The sequence below is a fragment of the Pedobacter sp. GR22-6 genome, from assembly GCF_037402555.1.
In the GTDB taxonomy this organism is placed as follows: domain Bacteria; phylum Bacteroidota; class Bacteroidia; order Sphingobacteriales; family Sphingobacteriaceae; genus Pedobacter.
Window position 1 is genome coordinate 880,820 of sequence record NZ_JBBEUC010000002.1, and the last position, 23,242, is coordinate 904,061.

Sequence of the window (23,242 nt, forward strand, 5' to 3'; positions counted from 1 at the left end):
TTTATAACAAAACTAAGAGATTAGCGGTTTGGTCGGCTTGCCATAAGGCAAGAAATGGCTCAGCTTTCCCTGACCAGTTCTTTCCTGATCCTGCTCAGCGATGTGTCTGTAATGCCCAGGTAACTGGCAATGAATTTTAAAGGTGCCTGCTGCAGGATTTGAGGGTGCTGGCGCTGTAGTCTTTGGTAGCGTTCAGCGGCAGAATCGGTAATCATGGCGATCGTACGCTGTTTCAGCTGGAACAGACTTTCTGACATCCATGCCCGGCCCCATTCGTTGAAGCCTTTGATCGAATGGTAGAGCACCTGGAAACGGTCCAGGGCGATAACCTGACATTTGCAGTCGGTCAGTGCCTGGAAATATTCTACCGTAGGGACCTGGTGAAAAAGAGAGACCACATCAATCGCAATCTCATTTTTCCCGATGAAACCGGTGGTAATGTCATTTCCATCATAGTCGTACACATAGGAACGGATGAGTCCCTCTTCGATGCAGAAATAGGAATTGGCCACCTGGCCCTTTTTCAGTAAAAAATCCCCTTTCTGAAAGCTAAGCGGTTCATGGGCGGCATAAATGGCCTCAAGCTCATCAGGTTTGAGTAGCGGATGCTGGTAGACGTCGCGTAAGGAAGACATACTTTCGTGTTTATTTATTGGTTTCACACAAATGTATCAATATATTAAAAAGATGTATCTTCATGTTGATGAAATACATACTTGGGATAGATATTGGTACAGGAAGTACAAAAGCCGTGGCCCTGGGGGCTGACTTTAAACCGCTGGTCTCCGCGCAGTTTCATTACCCAACGCAGCAGCGGCAAGCCGGTTACAGCGAGCAGGACCCCCGCTTGATCTGGGAGGCGTTCCTGGCCTGCCTTGATGAGGTCATTTCCAAAATGGGTACTGCACCTGATTTAGTAGGCCTCAGTGCGGCCATGCATAGCTTGATTGCCGTTGATGCCGCATGCCGACCGCTTGGCGACATGATGACCTGGGCAGACTCCAGAAGTGCAGCGATCGCCGGGCGCCTGAAAGAAACAGCGGAAGGTATTGCAATCTATCTGGCTACAGGGACACCCCTGCATGCCATGTCTCCGCTCTGCAAGCTGATCTGGATGCGGGAAAACCAGGCGGAGGTCTTTGCGGCTGCCCACAAATTCATTTCCATAAAAGAGTACATCTGGTACCAGCTCTTTCAGGAATTTAAAATAGAGCATTCCATGGCTTCCTGTACCGGCTTGTTTGACATCCATTCCGCGGAATGGCACCTTCCGGCCCTTGCCATGGCGGGGATCAGTTCCGAAAAGCTTTCCGGACCGGTTTCCACCAGTTACCGCAGAAAAGGTGCCGCCGCCGCTCACTTATCCGCTTCCCTCGCCGCGACTTCATTTGTCATCGGGGCTACAGATGGTTGCCTGGCCAATGTCGGCAGCGAGGCCCTGCAGCCCGGTGTCGCTGCGTTGACGATTGGCACCAGTGCCGCGGTTCGCATTGCCAGCAGAAGCCCGCTGCTCAACAGGGCCCGGATGCCATTTAGCTATATCCTGGATGAAGAAACTTATATCTGTGGAGGGGCGATCAATAACGGGGGAATGGCACTGCAATGGCTATTGAAAGAAGTATTCGCAGTAAAAGAAGTCAGCGCAGAGGTCTATGAGAAAGTATTCGCGGATCTGTCAGAACTGAAGCCGGGCAGCGATGGACTGCTGTTTCTGCCTTACCTGACGGGGGAGCGTGCCCCCATCTGGGACGAAGAAAGTTCCGGAACCTTTTTTGGCCTAAAGCTCATCCATACGCAAGCCCATTTCGCACGAGCCCTGTTGGAGGGAATCTGTTTTGCCCTTTACGATGTACTGGAAGGCTTAGCAGAAATTTCCGGAGACATCGTCCAGTTGCAGGTGAGCGGGGGCTTTGTGCGTTCGGCAGTATGGCTGCAGATCCTGGCCGACATCAGCGGTAAGAAGATCGTGCTGGTCCATACCGAAGATGCTTCGGCAATCGGGGCAGCTTATTTTTCTGCCAAATCTCTGGGCATGGAAATTCCTTGTCCCGCAGAACCAACTGAAAATGTTCTGCATCCAAACCCCGGCCATCACCACAGCTATTCCAGGTATTTCAACTTATTTAAACAGCTCTATGTCGACCTGAAGAGCAGCATGCACCACCTTTCTCAACTCAACAATTCATGATGTCCCTATTTATCGTTTTGCTCGGCATTTTACTGCTGATCTTCCTCACGGTTAAAAAGCTCAATCCAATGATCGCATTGGTTGTCGTTTCCATCTCTACAGGTTTATTGCTGGGGATGCCGGTACAAAAAGTGATGACTTCGATCGGCAACGGCATTGGAAGCACTTTGGGGGGCATGGTGCTGGTGCTAGCACTGGGTGCGATGCTGGGTAAGCTGATCGCAGATAGCGGCGCCGCTCAAAGGATCGTCCTGGTGCTGATGAAAGCTTTTGGAACCAAAAATATCCAGTGGGCGGTACTGCTCACGGGCTTTCTTGTGGGCATTCCCTTGTTTTACAACGCAGGCTTTGTGGTGCTGATCCCCCTGGTTTTTGCGATCGCTTCTGCCACGAAGCTACCCACATTATACCTGGGAATCCCTATGGCTGCGGCGCTTTCAGTCACACATGGCTTTCTGCCGCCACATCCGGGACCTATAGCACTGGCCGCGATCTTTAAAGCAGACATCGGAAAAACACTGATTTATGGACTGTTGCTGAGTGTACCCATAGCCACCATCGCCGGTGTGGTCTTTCCCCGGTTTATCCTGAAAGGCAAAATGGCAGTAGGCCAGTTGTTGATCCTGCCTGAAGAAGATGCCGGGCTCCCTTCCGCAGTAAAGAGCTTTATCACGGCACTGCTGCCCGTGTTCCTGATCATCGCTGGTACTTTGGGTAGCACATTTATCGCCACAGAACCCCTAAGATCAGTATTCGTCTTTTTTGCGGATCCTGCTGCAGCATTGCTGCTGGCCGTACTGATCAGCATCAGCACTTATCGCTTTTCCATCACGGAAGCAATGGAATCCTGCACAGAAGGTGTAAAGAGCATTTCAATGATCATTTTGATCATCGCGGCGGGCGGTGCATTCAAACAGATTCTGATCGACAGTGGGGTGGGAGAGACTGTAAAGGCAATTACAGCGGGCCTGGCCTTATCGCCCCTATTTTTGGCCTGGCTGATTACCGCATCGCTGCGTGTGACACTGGGTTCGGCTACCGTTGCGGCACTAACGGCCTCCGGACTGGTACTGCCGCTGCTGGGAGCTCAAGCCTCTCCTGAACTGATGGTCCTTTCTGTTGGTGCCGGTAGTCTGATGTTTTCCCATGTCAACGATACCGGTTTCTGGATGTTTAAAGAGTACTTCAATTTGAGTCTTCCGGAGACCTTTCGCACCTGGACTGCTATGGAAACGATTGTTTCCCTGCTTGGACTATTTGGTGTGCTGTTGCTCCAGAACTTGTTATTTTAGGATTTTCTGCCTCGGCCTTCCTGCCTGCTTTTGGGATAAATTGCACAATAATCTAGTTTAACTATTATATTGCAGTCAATTTATCACATATGCTCAAGAACAGTTTCAAAATTTGCCTCACTTTATTTGTCGCGCTCATTTCTTTAACCCTCAAAGCCCAAAAAGCCCGGACCATTACTTTCGCTGATCCGACCATTTTTTACCACGATCAGACCTATTACCTCTACGGCACCATGGAAGCGGGTTCAGGCGGCGGATTTAGCGTCTATACTTCCAAGGACAAAAAAAGCTGGACTGACCATGGAAAAGCACTCAGGAAAGGAGATGCTTTTGGTACTGCAGGTTTTTGGGCACCACAGGTCTTCGAATACAAGAATAAATTTTACATGGCCTATGTGGCCAATGAAAATATAGCAATTGCCGAAAGTGACAGTCCCCTGGGACCCTTTACACAAAAAGTAAAAAAATCCATTGATGCGCCTGTAAAGCTCATCGATCCCTTCGTGTTCTTCGATGGTGATAAAATTTACCTTTACCATGTGAGGTTGCAAAATGGCAACAGGATCTTTGTAGCGGAGATGAATGATGACCTTTCTTCCATCAAAGAAGAAACAGCAAAAGAATGCATCAGCGGTACTGAACATTGGGAAAATACTGCTAAAACGGATTGGCCGGTTACTGAAGGGCCTACCGTTTTAAAAAGAGGGGGGCTGTACTACCTGTTCTATTCTGCAAATGACTTCCGCAATCCGGATTATGCAGTAGGTTACGCCACGAGCAACAGTCCTGTAGGTCCATGGAAAAAGTACGCGGGCAGCCCGGTACTGAGCAAAGCCCAGACGGGAGAGAACGGTTCCGGACATGGCGATTTTTTTACAGATGCTGAAGGAAAACTGAACTACATTTTCCATACCCATGAATCCAATGAGCAGCCCAAAGGAAAGCGCAGAACGGCCCTCATATCTGCGCAGTTTGTAAAACAGGCAGACCAGACAGAAGTATTACAGATGGACAGCAAGAGCTGGAGATTTTTGACTGAAAAATAAATACAGAATGAATTCACTGATGAACACTAAACTACTATATTTTTTACTGACGCTTACGCTGCTATCCTGTGGTGTAAAGAAGAAAGATGCCTCAAGAACGACCGGCAGTCCGGTTGAATCCCCACTTGTCAACCCCGCTTTGCCCGGAGATAATCCCGATCCATCCATCATCAGGGTAGGAAAGGTATATTACGCGACCTCTACAACCAATGAATGGGCACCCTATTTCACCATTTATAAATCTACCAACCTGAAAGACTGGAAACTGGTCAATCATGTATTTCCAGAAGGTTTCAAGGACATGAAAAATCAATGGGGAGAAAATAATTTCTGGGCATCTGAACTTGCTTACGATGCCAAACAAAACCGCATCTATGCTTACTATACCGCACATAACCGTGAGGTGAAAGGAAATCCAGGCCTGCAGTGCGGTATTGCCTGGATTGATGCAGATCAGATTGAAACGGGTAAATTTACAGACAATGGCCCGGTGATCATAGAGGATGACTGCGGTGCGATCGATGCGTTTGAACTCCAGGATGGGGGCAAGATTTATGCCTTCTGGAAAAATGACGGCAATGGCTGTGGAAAAGAAAGCTGGATCTGGATGCAGGAAATCAACGAAAGCCGTACACAGTTGCTGGGCCAGAAAAAGAAAGCCTATACGAACAGTCAGCCATGGGAAACTGCCCTGGTGGAAGGTGCCTGCTTTTTCAGGATGGGCGATTATATCTATAGCCTTTACGCAGTAGGTGGCTGCTGCGATGCCCAGTGCAATTACAAGACCGGGATTGCCAGGACCAAGAGCCTGGCTAACGGTACCTGGGAGAAATACGAAAAGAATCCGATCATGGTGAGCAATGAGCGCTGGAACTGTCCTGGTCACGGAACCGTGGTCCGCTCTGCCGACGACAGGCTGTTTATGCTGTACCACGCCTTCAATAAAAATTACGATGTGTTTGTCGGTCGCGAAGGCATCATCGAAGAATTGAAAATGGGTGCAGATGGCTGGCCTGTACTGCACAATGCGACAGTAGCCAACCGTCCGAAAGCAGAACTCGATTTTTTCGAGGATTTCCAGAAAGACAAAAAGCTGGACCTGGCATGGCAATGGCCCTCAAAATTGCAAAAGCCTGCTATGAGCTTCGATAAAGGACTGAACCTGGCCGCTTCCAATGAAAATCACGAATTGGGGACTTTCCTGGGGCAGTACATTAAATCGGTGGATTTTGACATCGTTGCGGAAGTAGAAGCTGGCACGGCTGCTACAGGAATTTGCCTGGGCGGTGCCATTTTCAAAAGTAAATGGCCCGGAGAACTGGGCGGGATCGGAATTGCAGCCAGTAAAGGCGGCTATACCGTTTTCAACAATTTTGATGGGAAATATACAGTCCTGAAGCAGTCCGGGGAATCGCTGTCAGGTACCGCAACGCTGAAAATGCAGATCCGCAACGGAGGGAAACTGATCGAATTCCTTTATAAAAACGAGGGATCGGAATGGCAGAAATTCCATAGCCTTGACTTTAATGCCGCAAAATATGTACCTTGGGGTATGGGATACAGGGCTGGTATCGTTGTCAAAGGCGAAGGAACAGCGAAAGGACTTTTTAAAAGTTTCGAACTGAAAAATAATTAAGAAAATAGGGCCGGCCGATGTGGTCGGCCCTATTTATATAAAACAATGCATCGCTATGCTCGCCGAGGTAAACTAGTTCCAGATCTGATTCTGAAACTGCTTGGGACTAATGCCGGTTTCCTTTTTGAAAAGTCTTGAGAAGTAAGGCAGGTTGTCGAAACCCAGGGTATAAGCCGTCTCTGTAATGTTGTTGCCCGTTCCCTTTAATAAATTTTTAGCTTCCGAGATCAGGAAGATATGGATCAATTCCAGTGCCGTCTTTCCGGACTCCTGTTTGAGCAGGTCACTCAGGTAATGTGCAGAGATGTTCAGTTGTTCTGCCATATGCTTAACCGAAGGAAAGCCGTTTTCTCTTAAGGAGCCGCTTTCTGCATAGCTCGTCAGCAACTGATTGAATTTGGAAACGATTTTACCGGTCAATTCTTTACGGTTGATGAACTGTCTTTTGTAATAACGCTGTGAATATTTGAGAATCGAACTGATATGCCCGATCATGATCTCGCGACTGTATTCATCCTGGTTGTTCAGGTATTCCGTTTGGATTTTGTCGTAAAGCTCCCAGATGATCTTCTCTTCGCTTGGGGAAAGGTGCAGGGCTTCGTTGACATCATAATCGAAGAAACTGTATTTTTTGATTTCCTGGTAAAGGGAATGGCCGATTAAGAAATCCTCGTGGAAGAAGATCAGGAAGCCGTTTTCCTCAAACCTCAGATCCTGGAACGAAACAACCTGTCCCGGTTTTACATAGGACATAGAGCCGTTTTGGTGGTCATATTTCGTCTTGCCGTAACTGAATATGCCCGACTGCAGTTTCTTAAAACCGATCATGTAGAAATCTGTACTGAATGCGATGTCGGCCGTGCTGCACTGACCCCCACATTTGACCAGACTGATCAGGGGATTTTCGGGTAAAGTAAAACCGTTTGTCCGATGCAGTTCATTTAAGGACTTAAAATGTTTCATGTCAAAAAAATATAAATAAATCTACGCCCTTTGCGGCGTAGATTATGTCAGTTGAATTTAAATTTATGGACCGGTTGCTAGGCACCATGAGCCGCTGCTGCCACATCATTCCATGCTTCCCAGGTAGCGAGTTTTTGTTCGTACACCTGTTTGGCCCATGGGAAGGCAACCTTTCCGAGGAATAAGCGCAGAGGGGGCTGCTCGCTATCGACGAGTTTCAGGATGGCCACGGGTGTAGCTGCCGGATCGCCAAAGCTCTCCGCGGTAAGCCCAGATTGGAAAGCGGCATGAACCCCGGCATATTCTTCCATTGCCGTACTTTGGGTAGCAGAAGCCCCGGCCCAATCGGTAGAGAAACCGTTTGGTTCCACAAGGGTGACATTGATGCCAAATCCAGCAACTTCAGAAGCCAGCGTTTCGCTCAATCCCTCCACTGCAAATTTAGAGGCGTTGTAAATGCCCAGGGTTGGAAGTGTCGTGATGCCTAGTATACTGGATACCTGGATAATGTGGCCTTTCCCCTGCTTCCTCATGATGGGCAGGACAGCCTGTGTTGCCCAGAGCAGACCAAATACATTTGTTTCTATTTGCTGTCTGGCTTCCGCTTCGGTAGTTTCTTCTATAGTGCCGAAAAGGCCAAAGCCCGCGTTATTGATTAGAACATCGATGCTGCCCATTGCAGAGTTTGCATGCTTTACAGCCTCAAAAACTGCTGTCCTGTCGTTCACATCCAATTGGATGGGGCTGACCAAATCGCCAAATTCTTCTACCAGATCATCCAGATCTGAAAGTTTGCGGGCTGTTGCAGCTACTTTATCTCCGCGTTCTAGAAATGATTTTGCCCAGAGTTTTCCAAAACCCCTTGATGCACCTGTTATTAAAATTGTTTTTGCCATTGTCTTTGTAATTGATAACACAAAGGTATAGTGGCTGACTTTCCGAAAATTATACAGAAAGGGGTAATATTGATACAAAAGGGAGGAACAGCTCCCTGAAGCACCATCCCTGAAAATGTTGTTGTTCAATTCCAACCATCCAGGTCGGTTTTAGAGTGGACAAGCTGAAAATTTTCCTGAGTGAATTGTCGGTTAGGCCATATGAGAAAGTAAATACCTGAGCGTTCTACCTGGAAATGCATATGGAAATTGAGACAGATCGGCAAAAGGATGAACAAAGCGATGCCGCTGGATCGCTTAATTTAGGCGAGGCTAAGCCGGTTTAAGAATTAATCCCCAAGGGGTTATTTATTTGGTGGACATTGCAGTGTCTTGGATGGGAACTGCGGTGTCTTTTTTTCCATATTTATTTCTTCTATGCTTAGCTGTAAATATATTCGTAGCTTGGATTTATTTTATTCAATCCACGTATGCCATGAAATTAATGCTCATGATTGCCTTGTTCCTTTCTTTTTCAATTTTGCCCGCCGCTGCAAGGGGAGAGGTTGAGATTGAACGTCTTGAATGCGAACACATGACAGACCCCTTAGCTATTGAAACTGGACATCCAAGCCTGGGCTGGTATTTGATTTCCCCTCATAAAGCCAAGTCCCAAAAAGCCTACCGCATTATCGTAGCAAGCAGTGCTTCCTTACTAAAACAAAACAAAGGTGACTATTGGGATACGGGTAAAATCAATTCTGACAATTCGAGCCAGGTTATTTACCAGGGGAAGCCGCTATCTTCCCGTGACAGGGTATACTGGAAGGTAATGGTATGGGATGAAAAAGATCTGCCATCTCCCTGGAGCCGGGTTTCTTCCTGGTCTATGGGCTTATTGCAAGCCTCAGACTGGAAAGCTAAATGGATCGGTTCGGCGCATGCCCCCAGGGAGAACCCCTCCTTTACTTATCCCTCGCCTTTCTTTCGAAAAGAATTTCAGATTGCAAAGAAGGTCAGGCAGGCCATTGTACATGTCAGTGGTCTGGGCTTTTATGAACTTTCGCTCAATGGGAATAAAATAGGGGATCAAGTCTTGGCACCGGCAGTAACGAATTACGACCACAGGCCACTTCAGAACTTACTCTACCCATATGATGACCAATCTACACAGCGTGTTTTTTACAATAGTTTTGAGGTGACTGCCCAGCTCAGCGCGAAGAAGAATGCGATTGGAATGCAGCTTGGCAACGGCTGGTACAACCAAAGGGACCGGCGGGTAGAGGGCGATATGTGGTATGACGACCCGAAACTGATCTTCCAGCTGGAAATACAATATGAAGATGGTACAAATGAAATAATTGTTTCTGATCCAAGTTGGAAGACTGCAAATGGACCATTGATTAAAGACGGAATTTTTACAGGTGAAAAGTATGATGCCCGCCTGGAGTTTGGCCCCTGGAACAAAGTAGGTTTTGAGGACTCAAAATGGAAAGACGCAGTATTGGTCAGTCCTCCTACAGGTATTTTAAGGGCACAGCATGCGCCTTTTGATCAAATTGTACGTACCCTTAGTCCCATTTTTGAAGGCAGGTCTAAGGATTCATTGTATACCTACCATTTGGATGAAACGGTATCGGGCTGGGCGGCCATTTGCCTGAAAGGTAAAGCGGGGAGCATTTTGAAAATCAGGTATATCAGCGAGGAGGGAGATGATTATGGTCAGGTAGATACTTACATCGTAAAGGGTTCAGGAGTGGAAAGCTGGGAGCCTAAATTTACCTGGCATGCATTCAGACGTATTGAAGTGATTTCAAGGGATATAGTACTGGATAAGAGTAGCTTGATCATCAGGGAAGTACATACAGAAGTGCGGTCTAATGGGACTTTCGAGAGCTCCAATGCTTTCCTCAATAAAATAAAATCGGCCTACATCAGGACGCAGAACGCCAATTTCCATGGAAGCATCAGTAGCGACTGTCCGCATAGGGAACGGCTAGGGTATACCGGCGATGGACAAGTACTGGTGGCGAGCTCCATATTTAGTTACGACATGCGCCGGTTTTATCGTAAATGGTTCGACGATATGGGCGATGCCAGAAACAAGAAAACCGGATTCGTAACGCATACTGCTCCATTTGGAGGTGGGGGAGGTGGCCCTGCCTGGGGCTCAGCCTATGTAATCATGCCCTGGTCTTATTTTTCTTTTTACGGGGACAGCAGCATTTTAGCACAACACTATGCGGGCATGAAAGGATGGGTAAGGTATCTGCAAACCAGGACAAATCAAGCAGGACTGGTAGACCGGGAGGAGCCAAAGGGATGGTGTTTGGGCGACTGGTGCACGCCCAACAACATAGAAATTCCTGAAGCCTTCGTAAATACGGCCTACTTCTACCATGTAACCGACATCATGAGCAAGGCAGCGGCTGTTTTGGGTAAACAGGAAGAGCAGATTAAGTTTAGGCAGCTTGCAGATAAGATCAGGGTTGATTTCAATAAGGCCTATTACGACCGCTCGAAAGGAAGCTACTGGCAAGGCAGACAGGGAGCCGATGTATTTGCACTGGCATTTGGCCTGGTTCCTGCCGAAGACAGGACACTTGTCTTCAATTCCTTACTGGCTCAGTTAAAGCGCCTCAATTATCATTTTGATACCGGAATTTTGGGCACCCCATTGCTACTGAAAGTACTTTCTGAGCAGGGGAGGGATGATCTTGCCTACCAGATCATGGATCAGAAAGGTTTCCCCGGCTTTGGCTACCTTCTGGATCCGAAGAACAGCACGCTTTGGGAAACCTGGGACGGGCAGGGCTCCAAAAGCCATCCTATGTTTGGCAGTGTGGTAGAGTGGTTCTACTATGCGATCGGAGGAATAAAACCAGATCAGAAATATCCGGGTATGCAGCATTTTTGGATCGAACCAAAACCGGTTGCAGAACTCAGCTTCTGTAAGTCTTCCTATGATAGCCCTTACGGTAAAATTCGCTCGGAATGGAAAAAAGAAAGCAATGGCAAAATGTACATCCTGATTGAAATTCCGGTAAATTCCTCAGCAACTTTCGTTTTGCCGGCCGGGAAAACAAGCATCATAGATGAATCTGGTCAGGCTGTCCCTGTTCAAAAACTGAAGCGAAAATTTCAGGCTACCTTTCCATCGGGTGTATATAAGCTTGAGCTCAATTGAGCCTATTGGGGATTGGTAGATAGATACAGTTTTTTGAGGGCTATTAATTAAAAAAGCAGCTCATTTGAGCTGCTTCTGTGTTTTGTGGAGCCGAAGGGGTTCGAACCCTTGTCCAGTTGTGTGATAAATTATGCCTTCTACATGCTTATTTTCCAATTAATTGTAGGGATCTGGCGGGCTGGAAACCGACCTAACCGTTCACCTTAGGTGCTTTATCTCACAATTGTACCACACCTTACAATTGCCAGCGTTGTTATTTCGATGCCCCATATTCTAACCTAACATCGCAGCAGTTAGAGGGACAAAAGCTAAGCTAATTCTAAATTAGGCAGCTAAGGCGTAGTTATTTTCGCCAATTATAGTGTGAACGTTCTCTTTTAAGTGCTCTCCGTACAACGCACTGCATGCTAACATACTCAGCGCCACCCTGTCAAATCCAAAACGGCCCCATTTTAAAGTTTAAATACCTATGCATAACTTCATAAGATTTTCAACCGGGATACAAATATACAAATAATATGCCGATTTACACTGTCCTACCCGGATACTGTTGCAAAGCAACTTCAAGGCAGTCCATGGCTTTGTTAAGGTCATTTGTATTCAGAACATAGGCCATCCTGACTTCATTCTTTCCTGATCCCGCAGTAGAATAAAATCCGGTTGCTGGTGCCATCATGACAGTAGCACCTTCATGTTCGAAACTTTCCAGGATCCACTGACAGAATTTGTCAGCATCATCTATCGGGAATTTGGCTACCACGTAGAATGCACCGCCCGGGTTAGGGCAGAATACGCCATCAATGGCATTTAGCCGTTTCACCAAAGTATCTCTGCGGAGGGTATATTCTTTATTTACCGCTTCAAAATAACTGTCAGGGGTATCTACCGCTGCTGCACCTGCAATTTGTTCTACCATACCCGGGCTTAACCTGGCTTGGGCAAATTTCAAACCCGATTGGATCACTTCTTTGTTTTTCGTGATTAAACAGCCCAACCGTGCTCCGCAAGCACTATAACGTTTGGAGACTGTATCCATCACCACCACATTCTGATCTAAACCTTCCAGGTGCATTGGTGAAATGAACTCCCGGCCATCATAACAGAATTCCCGGTAAGCTTCATCGGAAAACAGGAACAGGTCATATTTCAGGCAAAGTGCCTTTAATGCATCCAGTTCTTCTCTCGAATACAGGTAACCAGTAGGGTTGTTGGGATTGCAAATGATGATCGCTTTGGTCTTATCTGTGATCAGTTTTTCAAATTCAGCAATCGGTGGTAATGCAAAGCCATTTTCTATATAAGACAAAATCGGTTTGACCACCACATTGCTCATGCAGGCAAATCCATTGTAGTTTGCGTAAAAAGGCTCTGGGATAATGATTTCATCACCTTCATTCACGCAAGTTTGCATCGCTATGGTGATGGCTTCAGATCCGCCTACGGTAACGAGTATATCTTCAGGCGTAATGTTGTAGCCCAGTTTGTTGTAATATTCAGCAAGTTTAGTCCGGTAAGCCAGTGTTCCTTCTGATGGAGTATAGGCCCATACATCAAAATCGATGTTCTTGATTGCATTGAGCATCCCTTCCGGAGTGGCAATATCTGGTTGTCCGATATTCAGGTGGTAGACAGTTTTACCTGACCTTTTAGCCTGATCAGCAAAAGGCGTTAACTTTCTTATTGGTGAAGCGGGCATTTGAATCCCTTTTTCTGATATTTTTGGCATGGCGCAAAAATAAAAAACCTCGTTGATTAACGAGGTTTTAATTTAAAAATATCTTCTGGATTTCTACTTCGTACTTGCAGCCACCGTTTCTCCTTTGATGTAAAGGACTTTGGTAGTTGTTTTTGCGTTAGAAGTGATCGTAATGCTTTTGCTGAATGGCAATGCAGCACCTGTTGGGTTATAGGTTACTTTAATGGTACCGGTTTCACCTTTTTTTACAGGAGTCTGCGTATATTCAGGTACAGTACATCCGCAAGTTGTCTCTACTTTGCTCAGGATGAGTGGCTGATCACCAATATTGGTGAATTTAAACTCTACCGAAGCTGGTTTGTTCAATGGGATTTTACCAAAATCGTAAGTCTCTTTATCGAATTTAAATTCCGCAGGTTTAGACTGAGCATTCGCAGCGGCGGTAATGCCTATCACCAGTGTAAATAATAAGAATAGCTTTTTCATTTGTAATGGGGTTTTAAAACAAATTTAATCTTTTCATTGGTATTTCAAAAAGTATTCCAACATATTAATTCCATTACACACGTAAGTCATACTTTATATTTTGTGTATCTTTGGCACATAACCGATTTGCTTATGACGCCAAATGTGAAACTGACGACTAATCCTATTGACGCTTCAGAGTTAAGTTTTGACGACTTCAAAACAATTGTGATCAACGACTACAAAATCGCCTTTGAAAGTAGACAGGCGAGTTTATTGGGCCGGAAGGAAGTGTTAACAGGGAAAGCCAAATTTGGTATTTTTGGCGATGGTAAAGAGGTTCCGCAGATTGCAATGGCAAAGGCTTTCAAGAATGGCGACTGGAGATCTGGCTATTACAGGGATCAGACATTCGCTTTTGCTACAGGCATTTGTACACTCAAAGAGTTTTTCGCGCAATTGTACGCAAATCCAAGCATAACCGCTGATCCGGCTTCTGGTGGAAGGCAGATGAACTGTCATTTCGCTTCGCGTTCCATCAATGAAGATGGAAGCTGGAAAGACCTTACTGAGATCAAAAACTGTTCATCAGATATCGCGCCAACAGGCGGGCAGATGGCCAGGCTTGTTGGACTGGCATATGCATCAAAATTATACCGACAAAACCCTGAACTCAGTTATTTAAAGAACTTTTCGGTAAACGGGAATGAGGTAGCTTTTGGTACTATAGGAAATGCCTCTACTTCAGAAGGTGTATTTTTTGAAGCCATTAATGCTGCTGGTGTGCTGCAGATTCCAATGGCAATGTCCATTTGGGACGACGGTTATGGGATCTCCGTACCCGCGAAATTTCAGACTACGAAAGAAGACATCTCCGAGATTCTTAAAGGTTTCCAGCGTGACGAAAATGCTGCCGGCTATGAAATTTATAAGGTAAGGGGCTGGGATTATCCTGCACTTTGCGAGATCTATCAGAAAGCGATAGATGTTTGTCGCGAGGAACACGTGCCCGTACTGATCCATGTGACAGAAGTAACCCAGCCACAGGGCCACTCTACTTCGGGTTCGCATGAACGTTATAAAGATAAAGACCGCCTGGATTGGGAAAAGGAATATGATTGCATCCTTCAAATGCGTAAATGGATGCTGGAATCTGCAATCATTACCGAAGAAGAGCTTATTCTCCTGGAAGCGGCAGCCAAAAAGCTGGTTAAGGATACACAGATAGAAGCATGGAACGAATTTTTGGCCAGTATAAAGGTAGAAAAAGATGAGGCGATCGCATTGATCAATTCAGTTGCCAAAGGAAATTCAACTATATCAAAAATTGCAAGTCAACTCTCCGGTACCCCGGATGCCTTGCGTAAGGAAGTCATTTCTGCAGCTAGAAAAGCACTCCGTTTAAGCGCCGCGGAACCATCTGCTGTGAGGGATGAACTGCTAAAATGGTACGCTGAGCAAAGTGAACTGAATCAGGAACGCTATAACTCTAAATTATTTACTGATGGCATAGACAGCCCATTTTTAGTGAACCGCGTAGGCGCCGTTTACACGGACGAAAGTAAAATGGTAGACGGAAGGGAACTGTTGAACGCCTGTTTCGATGCTAATTTTTCGCGTGATGAGCGTTTAGTTGCTTTCGGGGAAGATCTCGGTGCGATAGGCGATGTGAATCAGGGTTTTGCAGGGCTTCAGGCAAAATATGGAGAGTTAAGGATTACGGATACCGGAATCAGAGAAATGACCATAGTAGGACAGGGCATAGGCCTGGCACTAAGAGGCCTTAAGCCGATTGCTGAAATTCAGTATCTGGATTACCTTCTCTACGCATTAAATATTCTTAGCGATGACTTAGCAAGCTTGTCTTACCGCACAAAGGCAGGGCAAAAGGCACCTGTGATCATCAGGACCCGCGGGCACCGGCTGGAAGGTGTATGGCATTCAGGTTCTCCTATGGCGATGATCCTGGGTTCTTTGAGAGGTCTGCACATCTGTGTGCCAAGAAATATGACCCAGGCTGCCGGAATGTACAATACTTTATTTCGCTCAGATGAACCTGCGCTTGTTATTGAATGCCTAAACGGATATCGCTTAAAAGAGAAATTGCCCGATAATGTCGGTGAATATACCGTTGCTTTGGGTGAGGCGGAGGTGATTAAAGAGGGAACAGATGTGACCATAGTTTCCTATGGGTCTACACTAAGGGTGGTGCAGGAAGCTGCAGAGGAACTCGCCCAATTTGGTATTTCGGTAGAGATCATTGATCCCCAAACCTTGTTGCCTTTTGATAAACATCAGATTTGTGCTGCTTCGCTGAGCAAAACGAATAAACTGCTTGTCGTAGATGAGGATGTACCCGGCGGGGGAGCAGGATTCATCCTCCAGCAGATCTTGGAGGAACAGAATGGCTACTATCATCTGGACGGACAACCAAGAACGCTAACTGCAAAGGCACACCGCCCGCCTTATGGCTCAGACGGAGACTATTTTAGCAAACCGTCTGTAGATGATGTTGTAGAATTGGTTTACCAGATGATGCATGACCATAATTCTACGAAATTTCCATCTATTTTTTAAAGAAAGATATACATTAAAAAGGGCTGCGAATTTTTTCCCAGCCCTTTTTAATGAAATAACGGGTTAAAGCTTACTGCTCTTGTTCCTCAGTAAATGGTCTGCAAGTACCAATGCTGCCATTGCCTCAACAATTACTACTGCTCTTGGTACTACACAGGGATCGTGTCGGCCTTTTCCTTTGATTTCTGCAGCTTCTCCTGCAGCGTTAATCGTCTGCTGGTTGTGCATAATTGTTGCAACAGGTTTAAAAGCAACGCTGAAGTTGATTTCCATCCCGTTTGAAATCCCCCCCTGTATCCCGCCGGAAAAATTGGTAAGGGTTTTGGGTTGGCCTCCATTGACCAGAAATACATCATTGTGTTCTGAACCGCGCATTTCACTGCCGAGGAAGCCAGAGCCATATTCAAAGCCGTGAACGGCATTGATGCTAAGCATCGCCTTACCCAGATCGGCATGGAGCTTGTCGAATACTGGTTCTCCCAGTCCAACCGGACAATTCTTGATGATGCAGCTTACCTTTCCACCCACAGTATCTCCATCTTTGCGCACACCATCAATAAATTCGATCATCTGGTTGGCGGTCGCCGGATCTGCGCAACGTACGATATTTTCCTCCCTGGAGATCAGCAGTTCGGCAATGTCATCGTGCGCGAGGTTTGGTGCCTGGATCTGCCCAACGGCTGAAACATGTGCAAATACCTCAATGCCATGATGTTTAAGGAGGAGCTTAGCTATCGCTCCTGCGGCAACCCGCGCTGCGGTTTCCCTGGCAGAGGATCTGCCTCCCCCACGGTAATCCCTGATCCCGTATTTCGCATCATAGGTATAATCTGCGTGGGAAGGGCGGTAAACATCTGTATTGTGACTGTAGTCTTTACTGCGCTGATCTTCATTTGGGATCAGCATCGCTATTGGTGTACCTGTACTTTTCCCTTCAAAAGTTCCTGAAAGGATCTGTACAGTATCGCTTTCTTTGCGTTGGGTAGTGATTTTAGACTGCCCTGGCCTGCGTTTATCCAGTTCCGATTGTATAAAGTCCAGATCTATAGGTAACTGTGCGGGACAGCCATCCAGGATGACACCTATGGCAGTTCCATGTGACTCTCCAAAAGTGCTGATCCTAAATAATTGACCAAATGTATTGCCTGCCATTGATATACGTTTTTAGGTTTACGATTTATTGGGCTTAAACTTCTTGTACGGTAAAGCCTGCTTTTTCCAGATCCTTCCAGAAGTCGGGATAGGATTTTTCTACCACATTCATTTCCTCCAGTTCCACTTCATTGATGAGCAAAGCCAGTGGTGCAAAAGCCATAGCCATTCTGTGGTCTTCATAGGTTCCGAAAGTAACTTTCTCCGGGAAATGAAGGTTTGTGCAATCAAGGGTATAAATCAGGTTATCTTCCTTCAACAATACGCCAATCTTTGCGAGTTCGTTTTGCAATGCCTGTACGCGGTCGGTTTCTTTGATCTTCAAAGTTTCCAGACCGGTAAATGCCAGGTCTTTGCCTAGCGCCGCTGCACATACAATGATGGTTTGCGCAAGGTCCGGACAATCCTTTAGATTTAGTATTTCTTTGTTGAAGTCTTTTGCTGAAGACTGGATTAAAATGCCTTTTTCTGTTTTGCTGGTGCTGACACCAAAAGCCTGCATGATTTCCCTGATCCGGCTATCGCCCTGAAGACTTTTCTCTTTCAGGTAGGGCAATTCGATATTAGCTGAACCACTTAAGCAGGCGATACTATACCAATAAGATGCTGCACTCCAATCTGGTTCTATTGCAAGAATGGCTGTCCCAAAATCCTGCGCCTGAATACTGATGCTGTTGCCGCTCCAGGTATGGCTGATACCAGCTTCCTGCAGCATGTCCAGAGTCATTTTTACATAAGGAACCGAAGTCAGTTCACCTTCAATCTCCAGTGTCAAACCCTGTGAAAGTGTGGGGGCAACCATCAGCAGGGCTGAAATATACTGGCTGCTTACGTCACCTTTGATGCTTACGCGGTCATTACTTTGCTGCAAGGGACCCTGGATAGAAAGAGGAGGGAAACCTTCCGCGCCGGCATAGGAAATGGAAGCCCCAACTGCTCTGAGCGCTTCTGCCAGGATACCGATTGGCCTTTGTTTCATTCTTTCTGTTCCTGTCAATAAAAAATCACCTTGCTGCACAGAAAGAAAGGCTGTCAGAAAACGCATTGCGGTACCCGCAGGTCCCACATCAACAGTTTGCTGATGTGGGTTTTGCTGCGAAATGCTTTGGAGTATGCGGTTTAAAGTGACGGTATCGGCTGCGTTCGACATGTTTTCGATCTCCACCGATCCCCTGCTCAATGCACTGATGATCAATGCACGGTTACATTCACTTTTGGAACCCGTTAGGGTAATCGCTGTCTCAATAGGTTTGTTTCCTTTGAAGGAAACAAGCGCATGTTTACTCATTATTAAGATTTAACTTCAGTGTGTGCTTCTGCAGCAATTCCTTTTTCTGCTTTACCTGCGTTCATGATCTCTGTTTGCTTACGGATAGATTCTCCGTGAACAAGTTCGAGGAATTTCTCTGTAAAGTTTACATCCAGTTTAAGGGCTTTTGCAAATGAAATGCCTTTTTTAATGATGGCATCCCAGCGGTTTACCTGAAGAATAGTAACCTGATTATCGCGTTTGAATTCACCGATTTTACCAACAATAGCCATACGTTCTCCCAGTTTTTGCAACAGAAGGTCGTCGATTTTATCAATCTGCTTGCGAAGGTCAGCCAGCTGATCAGTGAAAGCTTCGTTTTTAGATTCTGGTTCACGTACAGTCAAACGGTCTGCCAGTTCTCCCAAAGCAGCAGGAGTTACTTGTTGTTTTGCATCAGTCCAGGCGACGGAAGGATCTACGTGTGATTCTATCATTAGTCCCTGCATGTCCAGATCCAACGCTTTTTGAGCAATGTAAGGAATCAGTTCGCGGTTACCGCAAATGTGACTTGGATCATTGATGATAGGCAGGTCAGGTAATAAAGTTTTCAATTGGATGGCGAGTTCCCACATTGGTTCGTTACGGAACGAGCTTTTTTCAAATGAAGAAAACCCGCGGTGGATTGCACCCAATTTGGTGATACCAGCACGGTTAATGCGTTCTAATGCACCGGCCCACAATTGAAGATCTGGGTTTACCGGATTTTTTACCAATACAGGGACGTCTACACCTTGTAAGGCGTCAGCAATTTCCTGTACGGTAAATGGGTTTACAGTGGAACGTGCGCCGATCCAAAGGATATCAACGCCAGCTGCCAAAGCTTCTTCTACGTGTTTTGCATTCGCTACCTCTACTGCAGTTGGTAAACCTGTTTCTGCTTTGGCTCTTTTCAACCACTCCAGACCGATGCTGCCGATACCTTCGAATTCTCCCGGACGGGTACGCGGCTTCCAGATTCCTGCCCTCAGGACAGATACTTTACCTGTTGCTGCAAGTAAATGTGCTGTAGTGAGCAATTGTTCTTCAGTTTCTGCACTGCATGGTCCTGAGATGATCAGAGGTTCATTTTTGATGTCAAGCCAGCTGCTGATCGGCTGAATGTTTAATTGTAATTTCATTGTTTTGGGGTTTGATATTGTGTTAATATTTTAATTTTCTCTTTTTCTGTGGATTAAACTTTATCGTTTTTCAGGTATTCGCCCATGATGTTGAAGTTCACCGTATATTTTAGCGCCTGACGAATGGCCTTGTCGTAATCTTCCATGTTTTTCCATTCCATATCTACATAGAAATAGTATTCATTTCTTTTGCCCAATACCGGCATACTCTGGATTTTGGTGAGGTTGACCTGCTGTTCGGCGAAGATGTTGAGTACTTTTGACAAGGCACCTACGTGGTTGCCTACCTGGAAACAGATAGAAGCCTTGTTGATGTCATTGACTTCTGCTGTCTTATCTTTTTTCAGGATCAGAAACCTGGTGAAATTTTTCTTATTGGATTCGATCCTTCTTTCTATAATGTTGAGGCCGTATAACTCCGCGGCAAGTGCATTTGCGATAGCTACGGTATCTTTCAGCTGCTCATCTCTGATGCGTTTGGCGCATGCTGCAGTATCATTGCTTTCGATGACTTGAATGTTAGGGAAATCGTCCAGGAAATCGACACATTGACGGATGGCAATAGGGTGGGAGGTGGCGAATTTTACATCTTCAAATTTTACGCCGGGAAGTGCCATCAGGTGGAGTTGGATGGGTAGGTAAACTTCACCTACGATAGCGAAATTATATTCACGGATTAGGGTGTAGTTAGGTAGCAAACTTCCGGCAATCGAATTCTCTATTGCCATGACCACAAAATCAGCTTCATCATTCTCCAGACTTTCGCAGGTCAGTTTAAAAGAATTACACTCAATGGTTTGAATGTCTTTTCCGAAAAATTTAAAGGCTGCCTCTTCGTGGAAAGATGCTTTGATACCCTGAATTGCTACTCTTACTCCTTTTTTCATTTGTTTTTCTGCGTTATTGCTTTAAACGAAAAAAGTCCCGGCTTTAGGCCGGGACTTTTCGTATACATTTATCTTGTTTGATTCATTGCATATCAGTCCCGGCTCTTACTAAAGTAGTAGAAGTAACCAAACCAATATGTAGTGATGTTGTTCAAAATTTCTTTTTTTGTTTTTCCAAATGTAGCAACAAAATTTAATTTGTCAATAGTTATTTTAAAAAAATAATTTATTGTCTGCTTCTGCGTCCTCCGGACACTCAAATTAATTAGGCATTCAGGCTATTGTAATAGCTCAAACTGTCGCGGATGTCCGATTCGGAAACCCTGCAGTTGAAGTCGCAGGCACCGATCCGGCTCAGTAATGAAAACATGATCAACCCGTTTTCATTCTTCTTATCGCTTTGCATCAGTTCCAGCAGTTGGTCATAACTCTCTTGTTGGATATGGTATTTGGGGTATAGCCTCAACAGGTAGGTGGATATATCTTGTAGTTCTGTTTCTTTCAGCGTGTTATTTTTAACGGAAAGATAGGCTTCGCAGATCATCCCTATCGCAATGGCTTCACCATGTGTCAGCGGTTTAGCATCATTGGTCAGCGCATAAGTTTCTACCGCATGACCGATGGTGTGCCCGTAATTTAATATCTTTCTCAATCCTTTTTCGTGAGGATCTTCGGTGACTACCTCATTTTTAATTGCTACAGAACGGTAGATCGCTTCAGCAGTGATGTGCTCGTAGTCCGCATTTTTCAGCTCCTGATAATAGACTTCGTCTACAATCAGCCCGTGTTTGATCATCTCGGCGAAACCGGAAAGCAATTCACGTGAAGGTACAGTCTTTAAAAATGCAGTTTCGATGAACACCGCCTGAGGGAGTGTAAATGTACCGACCATATTTTTCACATTGTCGATATCTATGCCGGTCTTACCGCCTACAGAAGCATCTACTTGTGACAGTAAGGTAGTTGGAATATTGATGAAATCAATCCCCCGTTTGTAAGTGGAAGCAACGAATCCCCCCAAATCGGTCACCACACCTCCACCGAGATTGATCATCAGGCATTTTCTGTCTGCTCCAAAATCCAACAAAGTTTTCCATATGCCTATACAGAAATCAATATTCTTATTCTCTTCACCCGGATCGGTTTCTATCAGGTCAAAGCCGCTGAAGTCATCCAGCATTTCCTGAAAGAGCGGCAAACAGTGTATAGCAGTATTGCCGTCCGCGAAAACAAATACCTTACTGTATTTTCCAGATTCGAATACTTGGGCTAAAGAAGCAAGCTGCGTTTCGAAATGGATGCTGTGACCTGCGCTGTCTAATGTCTTCATTAAATTACTTTTATTTTCTGGCCCATGAAATCAATCACATCTCCGACACGCACTTTTAAGCGCTTGCGGTAATCAACCGCTCCATTGTATTTGATCAGACCGTCTTCTACAACCGTTTGTGCTTCACCGCCACTTTGTACAAGTCCGGTCGCTTTTAACAACTGAATGAGGGGAATAAATTCGCCTTCTAATTTAAATTCTATCATTATAAGGCAAACTTACAATTATTTATAAAGTGTTTTATCACTCCTAACCAAGGAATATATATTTTTGCCAACGATTTTATCAAACAGATCATTTAGGAATGAAAATATCCCCCAGAAAGTCAATTAATTTTGACAACACAGAAGTAGCTTTTCGCAGCAAATCCAATGGAGAACTCAATGCGGCCTATTGGCTTTTCAAGATCATCAGCAGTAATTTTCTGACTAAAGTAGGCCCACCGATCACCAATTTTTTCATGAACATTGGTATGCCGATCAAAGGGATCATTAAAGCCACCATTTTTAAACATTTTTGTGGAGGGGAAACGATCGCTGAATGTGAAAGTACTGTCGCACAACTGAATTCCGGACAGGTAGGAACCATTCTGGATTATTCTGTAGAGGGGGAAGAGGAAGAGGCCGTTTTTGATTTTACCTGCGAGGAGATCATCAGGACAATAGAGCGGGCTGCAGGCGATACCCGCATTCCGATCACCGTATTTAAAGTTACAGGTATCGGACGATTTGGTTTGTTGGAGAAATTGGATGCCGGTAAAGCCTTAAATGCTGAAGAACAGGACGAATTCAAAAAGGTACAAGCCAGGTGTGAAAAGATTTGCAGGGCTGCGTATGATAAAAAGGTTCCGGTAATGATCGACGCAGAAGAGACATGGATTCAGGATACCATTGATCAGTTGGCACTGGACATGATGCGTCTTTTCAATAAGGAGGAGATCATTGTGTACAATACTTATCAGATGTACCGTCATGATAAGTTGGCAGATATGAAGGCCGATCACCTGATTGCAAGAGCGGAAGGTTTTATTCTTGGAGTGAAGATGGTTAGGGGTGCTTATATGGAAAAAGAACGTAAACGCGCTGAGGAAATGGGCTATCCATCCCCAATACAGCCCACTAAAGAGGCGTCTGACAGAGATTACGATGAGTCGTTGAAATATTCAATGGAGCACATCAATGAAATAGCCATTGTCTGCGGGACGCATAATGAGCAAAGTAGCAGACTTCTGGCACAGTTGCTTGACGAATACGATATAGACCATAATCATCCGCATGTATATTTTGCACAGTTATTGGGTATGAGTGATAACCTGAGTTTCAACCTCTCTGATGCAGGATACAATGTAGCTAAGTACGTGCCCTATGGACCGGTTAAGGCTGTGATGCCTTATTTGTTCAGAAGAGCTCAGGAAAACACATCTATCGCAGGGCAGACCAGCCGTGAGCTCGGCCTCATCATTAAAGAGAAGCAAAGAAGAAAATTATAATTGGAAAAAAAGCGATCCCACTGAAGGAT

The 23,242-nt window shown here is 45.5% G+C and carries 18 protein-coding genes and 1 other RNA gene; 7 read left to right on the top strand and 12 right to left on the bottom strand.

From position 1 onward, the window contains the following. Nucleotides 1-59 precede the first annotated feature (59 nt). Nucleotides 60-635: a Crp/Fnr family transcriptional regulator gene (locus WAE59_RS11375; RefSeq protein ID WP_337856081.1), complete on the bottom strand. Its 576-nt coding sequence runs from the start codon at nucleotides 633-635 to the stop codon at nucleotides 60-62. A gap of 68 nt (nucleotides 636-703) precedes the next feature. On the opposite strand from WAE59_RS11375, the gene WAE59_RS11380 reads away from it, so the two are divergent. The 4 genes from WAE59_RS11380 (at nucleotide 704) to WAE59_RS11395 (ending at nucleotide 6,162) form a co-directional block, all read left to right on the top strand. Further along, entirely contained in the window at nucleotides 704-2,188 is a 1,485-nt protein-coding gene (locus WAE59_RS11380) for a gluconokinase (protein ID WP_337856082.1), read from the top strand. After that, nucleotides 2,185-3,480 carry a gluconate:H+ symporter gene (locus WAE59_RS11385; protein ID WP_337856083.1) on the top strand — a complete coding sequence of 432 codons (1,296 nt, stop codon included), beginning with the start codon at nucleotides 2,185-2,187 and terminating at the stop codon, nucleotides 3,478-3,480. The genes WAE59_RS11380 and WAE59_RS11385 overlap by 4 nt, the downstream gene beginning before the upstream one ends. A gap of 89 nt (nucleotides 3,481-3,569) precedes the next feature. Continuing rightward, a complete protein-coding gene (locus WAE59_RS11390) occupies nucleotides 3,570-4,526 on the top strand; it encodes a glycoside hydrolase family 43 protein (RefSeq protein WP_337856084.1) in 957 nt (318 codons plus the stop codon). 7 nt (nucleotides 4,527-4,533) lie between these two features. Beyond that, complete coding sequence (locus tag WAE59_RS11395) at nucleotides 4,534-6,162, top strand: glycoside hydrolase family 43 protein (RefSeq protein WP_337856085.1); 1,629 nt, start codon at nucleotides 4,534-4,536, stop codon at nucleotides 6,160-6,162. Between the two features lie 72 nt (nucleotides 6,163-6,234). Here the strand turns inward: WAE59_RS11395 and WAE59_RS11400 are convergent, their stop codons facing one another. Then, nucleotides 6,235-7,125, bottom strand: a complete 891-nt coding sequence (locus tag WAE59_RS11400; RefSeq protein WP_337856086.1) for a helix-turn-helix domain-containing protein — start codon at nucleotides 7,123-7,125, stop codon at nucleotides 6,235-6,237. 77 nt (nucleotides 7,126-7,202) lie between these two features. Further along, nucleotides 7,203-8,021, bottom strand: a complete 819-nt coding sequence (locus tag WAE59_RS11405) for an SDR family NAD(P)-dependent oxidoreductase (protein ID WP_337856087.1) — start codon at nucleotides 8,019-8,021, stop codon at nucleotides 7,203-7,205. A 475-nt stretch (nucleotides 8,022-8,496) separates the two neighbouring features. Between WAE59_RS11405 and WAE59_RS11410 the strand changes: the two genes are divergently transcribed. After that, the gene (locus WAE59_RS11410; protein ID WP_337856088.1) at nucleotides 8,497-11,187 is read left to right on the top strand and encodes a family 78 glycoside hydrolase catalytic domain; all 2,691 of its coding nucleotides are present in this window, start codon (nucleotides 8,497-8,499) and stop codon (nucleotides 11,185-11,187) included. An 82-nt stretch (nucleotides 11,188-11,269) separates the two neighbouring features. Here the strand turns inward: WAE59_RS11410 and ssrA are convergent. The 3 genes from ssrA to WAE59_RS11425 all read right to left on the bottom strand — a co-directional run bounded on the left by ssrA (nucleotide 11,270) and on the right by WAE59_RS11425 (nucleotide 13,369). Then, nucleotides 11,270-11,636, bottom strand: a transfer-messenger RNA (tmRNA) gene (gene ssrA / locus WAE59_RS11415). Between the two features lie 77 nt (nucleotides 11,637-11,713). Continuing rightward, complete coding sequence (locus WAE59_RS11420; protein WP_337856089.1) at nucleotides 11,714-12,913, bottom strand: pyridoxal phosphate-dependent aminotransferase; 1,200 nt, start codon at nucleotides 12,911-12,913, stop codon at nucleotides 11,714-11,716. 63 nt (nucleotides 12,914-12,976) lie between these two features. After that, nucleotides 12,977-13,369 (bottom strand): DUF1573 domain-containing protein, encoded by a 393-nt coding sequence (locus WAE59_RS11425; protein ID WP_337856090.1) that lies wholly within the window; start codon nucleotides 13,367-13,369, stop codon nucleotides 12,977-12,979. Nucleotides 13,370-13,501: 132 nt separating this feature from the next. Between WAE59_RS11425 and WAE59_RS11430 the strand changes: the two genes are divergently transcribed. Next, nucleotides 13,502-15,925 carry an alpha-ketoacid dehydrogenase subunit alpha/beta gene (locus WAE59_RS11430; protein WP_337856091.1) on the top strand — a complete coding sequence of 808 codons (2,424 nt, stop codon included), beginning with the start codon at nucleotides 13,502-13,504 and terminating at the stop codon, nucleotides 15,923-15,925. 63 nt (nucleotides 15,926-15,988) lie between these two features. Here the strand turns inward: WAE59_RS11430 and aroC are convergent, their stop codons facing one another. The 6 genes from aroC to WAE59_RS11460 all read right to left on the bottom strand — a co-directional run bounded on the left by aroC (nucleotide 15,989) and on the right by WAE59_RS11460 (nucleotide 21,930). After that, entirely contained in the window at nucleotides 15,989-17,077 is a 1,089-nt protein-coding gene (gene aroC / locus WAE59_RS11435; protein WP_337856092.1) for a chorismate synthase, read from the bottom strand. A 34-nt stretch (nucleotides 17,078-17,111) separates the two neighbouring features. Further along, nucleotides 17,112-18,365, bottom strand: coding sequence for a 3-phosphoshikimate 1-carboxyvinyltransferase (gene aroA / locus WAE59_RS11440; protein ID WP_337856093.1), 1,254 nt, complete (start codon nucleotides 18,363-18,365; stop codon nucleotides 17,112-17,114). Nucleotides 18,366-18,367: 2 nt separating this feature from the next. Then, complete coding sequence (locus WAE59_RS11445; protein ID WP_337856094.1) at nucleotides 18,368-19,507, bottom strand: chorismate mutase; 1,140 nt, start codon at nucleotides 19,505-19,507, stop codon at nucleotides 18,368-18,370. Between the two features lie 53 nt (nucleotides 19,508-19,560). Next, nucleotides 19,561-20,394, bottom strand: coding sequence for a prephenate dehydratase (locus WAE59_RS11450; protein WP_337856095.1), 834 nt, complete (start codon nucleotides 20,392-20,394; stop codon nucleotides 19,561-19,563). 265 nt (nucleotides 20,395-20,659) lie between these two features. Next, a complete protein-coding gene (gene aroB / locus WAE59_RS11455; protein WP_337856096.1) occupies nucleotides 20,660-21,724 on the bottom strand; it encodes a 3-dehydroquinate synthase in 1,065 nt (354 codons plus the stop codon). After that, nucleotides 21,724-21,930 (bottom strand): RNA-binding S4 domain-containing protein, encoded by a 207-nt coding sequence (locus tag WAE59_RS11460; RefSeq protein ID WP_337856097.1) that lies wholly within the window; start codon nucleotides 21,928-21,930, stop codon nucleotides 21,724-21,726. Before WAE59_RS11460 ends, aroB begins: the two co-directional genes overlap by 1 nt. 98 nt (nucleotides 21,931-22,028) lie before the next feature. Between WAE59_RS11460 and WAE59_RS11465 the strand changes: the two genes are divergently transcribed. Then, nucleotides 22,029-23,213, top strand: a complete 1,185-nt coding sequence (locus tag WAE59_RS11465; RefSeq protein WP_337856098.1) for a proline dehydrogenase family protein — start codon at nucleotides 22,029-22,031, stop codon at nucleotides 23,211-23,213. Nucleotides 23,214-23,242 lie beyond the last annotated feature (29 nt).

Bases quoted from the DNA above. Each gene is read 5' to 3' on its own strand.
- WAE59_RS11375 (WP_337856081.1), bottom strand. From the start codon at position 635: ATGTCTTCCTTACGCGACGTCTACCAGCATCCGCTACTCAAACCTGAT.
- WAE59_RS11380 (WP_337856082.1), top strand. From the start codon at position 704: ATGAAATACATACTTGGGATAGATATTGGTACAGGAAGTACAAAAGCC.
- WAE59_RS11385 (WP_337856083.1), top strand. From the start codon at position 2,185: ATGATGTCCCTATTTATCGTTTTGCTCGGCATTTTACTGCTGATCTTC.
- WAE59_RS11390 (WP_337856084.1), top strand. From the start codon at position 3,570: ATGCTCAAGAACAGTTTCAAAATTTGCCTCACTTTATTTGTCGCGCTC.
- WAE59_RS11395 (WP_337856085.1), top strand. From the start codon at position 4,534: ATGAATTCACTGATGAACACTAAACTACTATATTTTTTACTGACGCTT.
- WAE59_RS11400 (WP_337856086.1), bottom strand. From the start codon at position 7,125: ATGAAACATTTTAAGTCCTTAAATGAACTGCATCGGACAAACGGTTTT.
- WAE59_RS11405 (WP_337856087.1), bottom strand. From the start codon at position 8,021: ATGGCAAAAACAATTTTAATAACAGGTGCATCAAGGGGTTTTGGAAAA.
- WAE59_RS11410 (WP_337856088.1), top strand. From the start codon at position 8,497: ATGAAATTAATGCTCATGATTGCCTTGTTCCTTTCTTTTTCAATTTTG.
- WAE59_RS11420 (WP_337856089.1), bottom strand. From the start codon at position 12,913: ATGCCAAAAATATCAGAAAAAGGGATTCAAATGCCCGCTTCACCAATA.
- WAE59_RS11425 (WP_337856090.1), bottom strand. From the start codon at position 13,369: ATGAAAAAGCTATTCTTATTATTTACACTGGTGATAGGCATTACCGCC.
- WAE59_RS11430 (WP_337856091.1), top strand. From the start codon at position 13,502: ATGACGCCAAATGTGAAACTGACGACTAATCCTATTGACGCTTCAGAG.
- aroC (WP_337856092.1), bottom strand. From the start codon at position 17,077: ATGGCAGGCAATACATTTGGTCAATTATTTAGGATCAGCACTTTTGGA.
- aroA (WP_337856093.1), bottom strand. From the start codon at position 18,365: ATGAGTAAACATGCGCTTGTTTCCTTCAAAGGAAACAAACCTATTGAG.
- WAE59_RS11445 (WP_337856094.1), bottom strand. From the start codon at position 19,507: ATGAAATTACAATTAAACATTCAGCCGATCAGCAGCTGGCTTGACATC.
- WAE59_RS11450 (WP_337856095.1), bottom strand. From the start codon at position 20,394: ATGAAAAAAGGAGTAAGAGTAGCAATTCAGGGTATCAAAGCATCTTTC.
- aroB (WP_337856096.1), bottom strand. From the start codon at position 21,724: ATGAAGACATTAGACAGCGCAGGTCACAGCATCCATTTCGAAACGCAG.
- WAE59_RS11460 (WP_337856097.1), bottom strand. From the start codon at position 21,930: ATGATAGAATTTAAATTAGAAGGCGAATTTATTCCCCTCATTCAGTTG.
- WAE59_RS11465 (WP_337856098.1), top strand. From the start codon at position 22,029: ATGAAAATATCCCCCAGAAAGTCAATTAATTTTGACAACACAGAAGTA.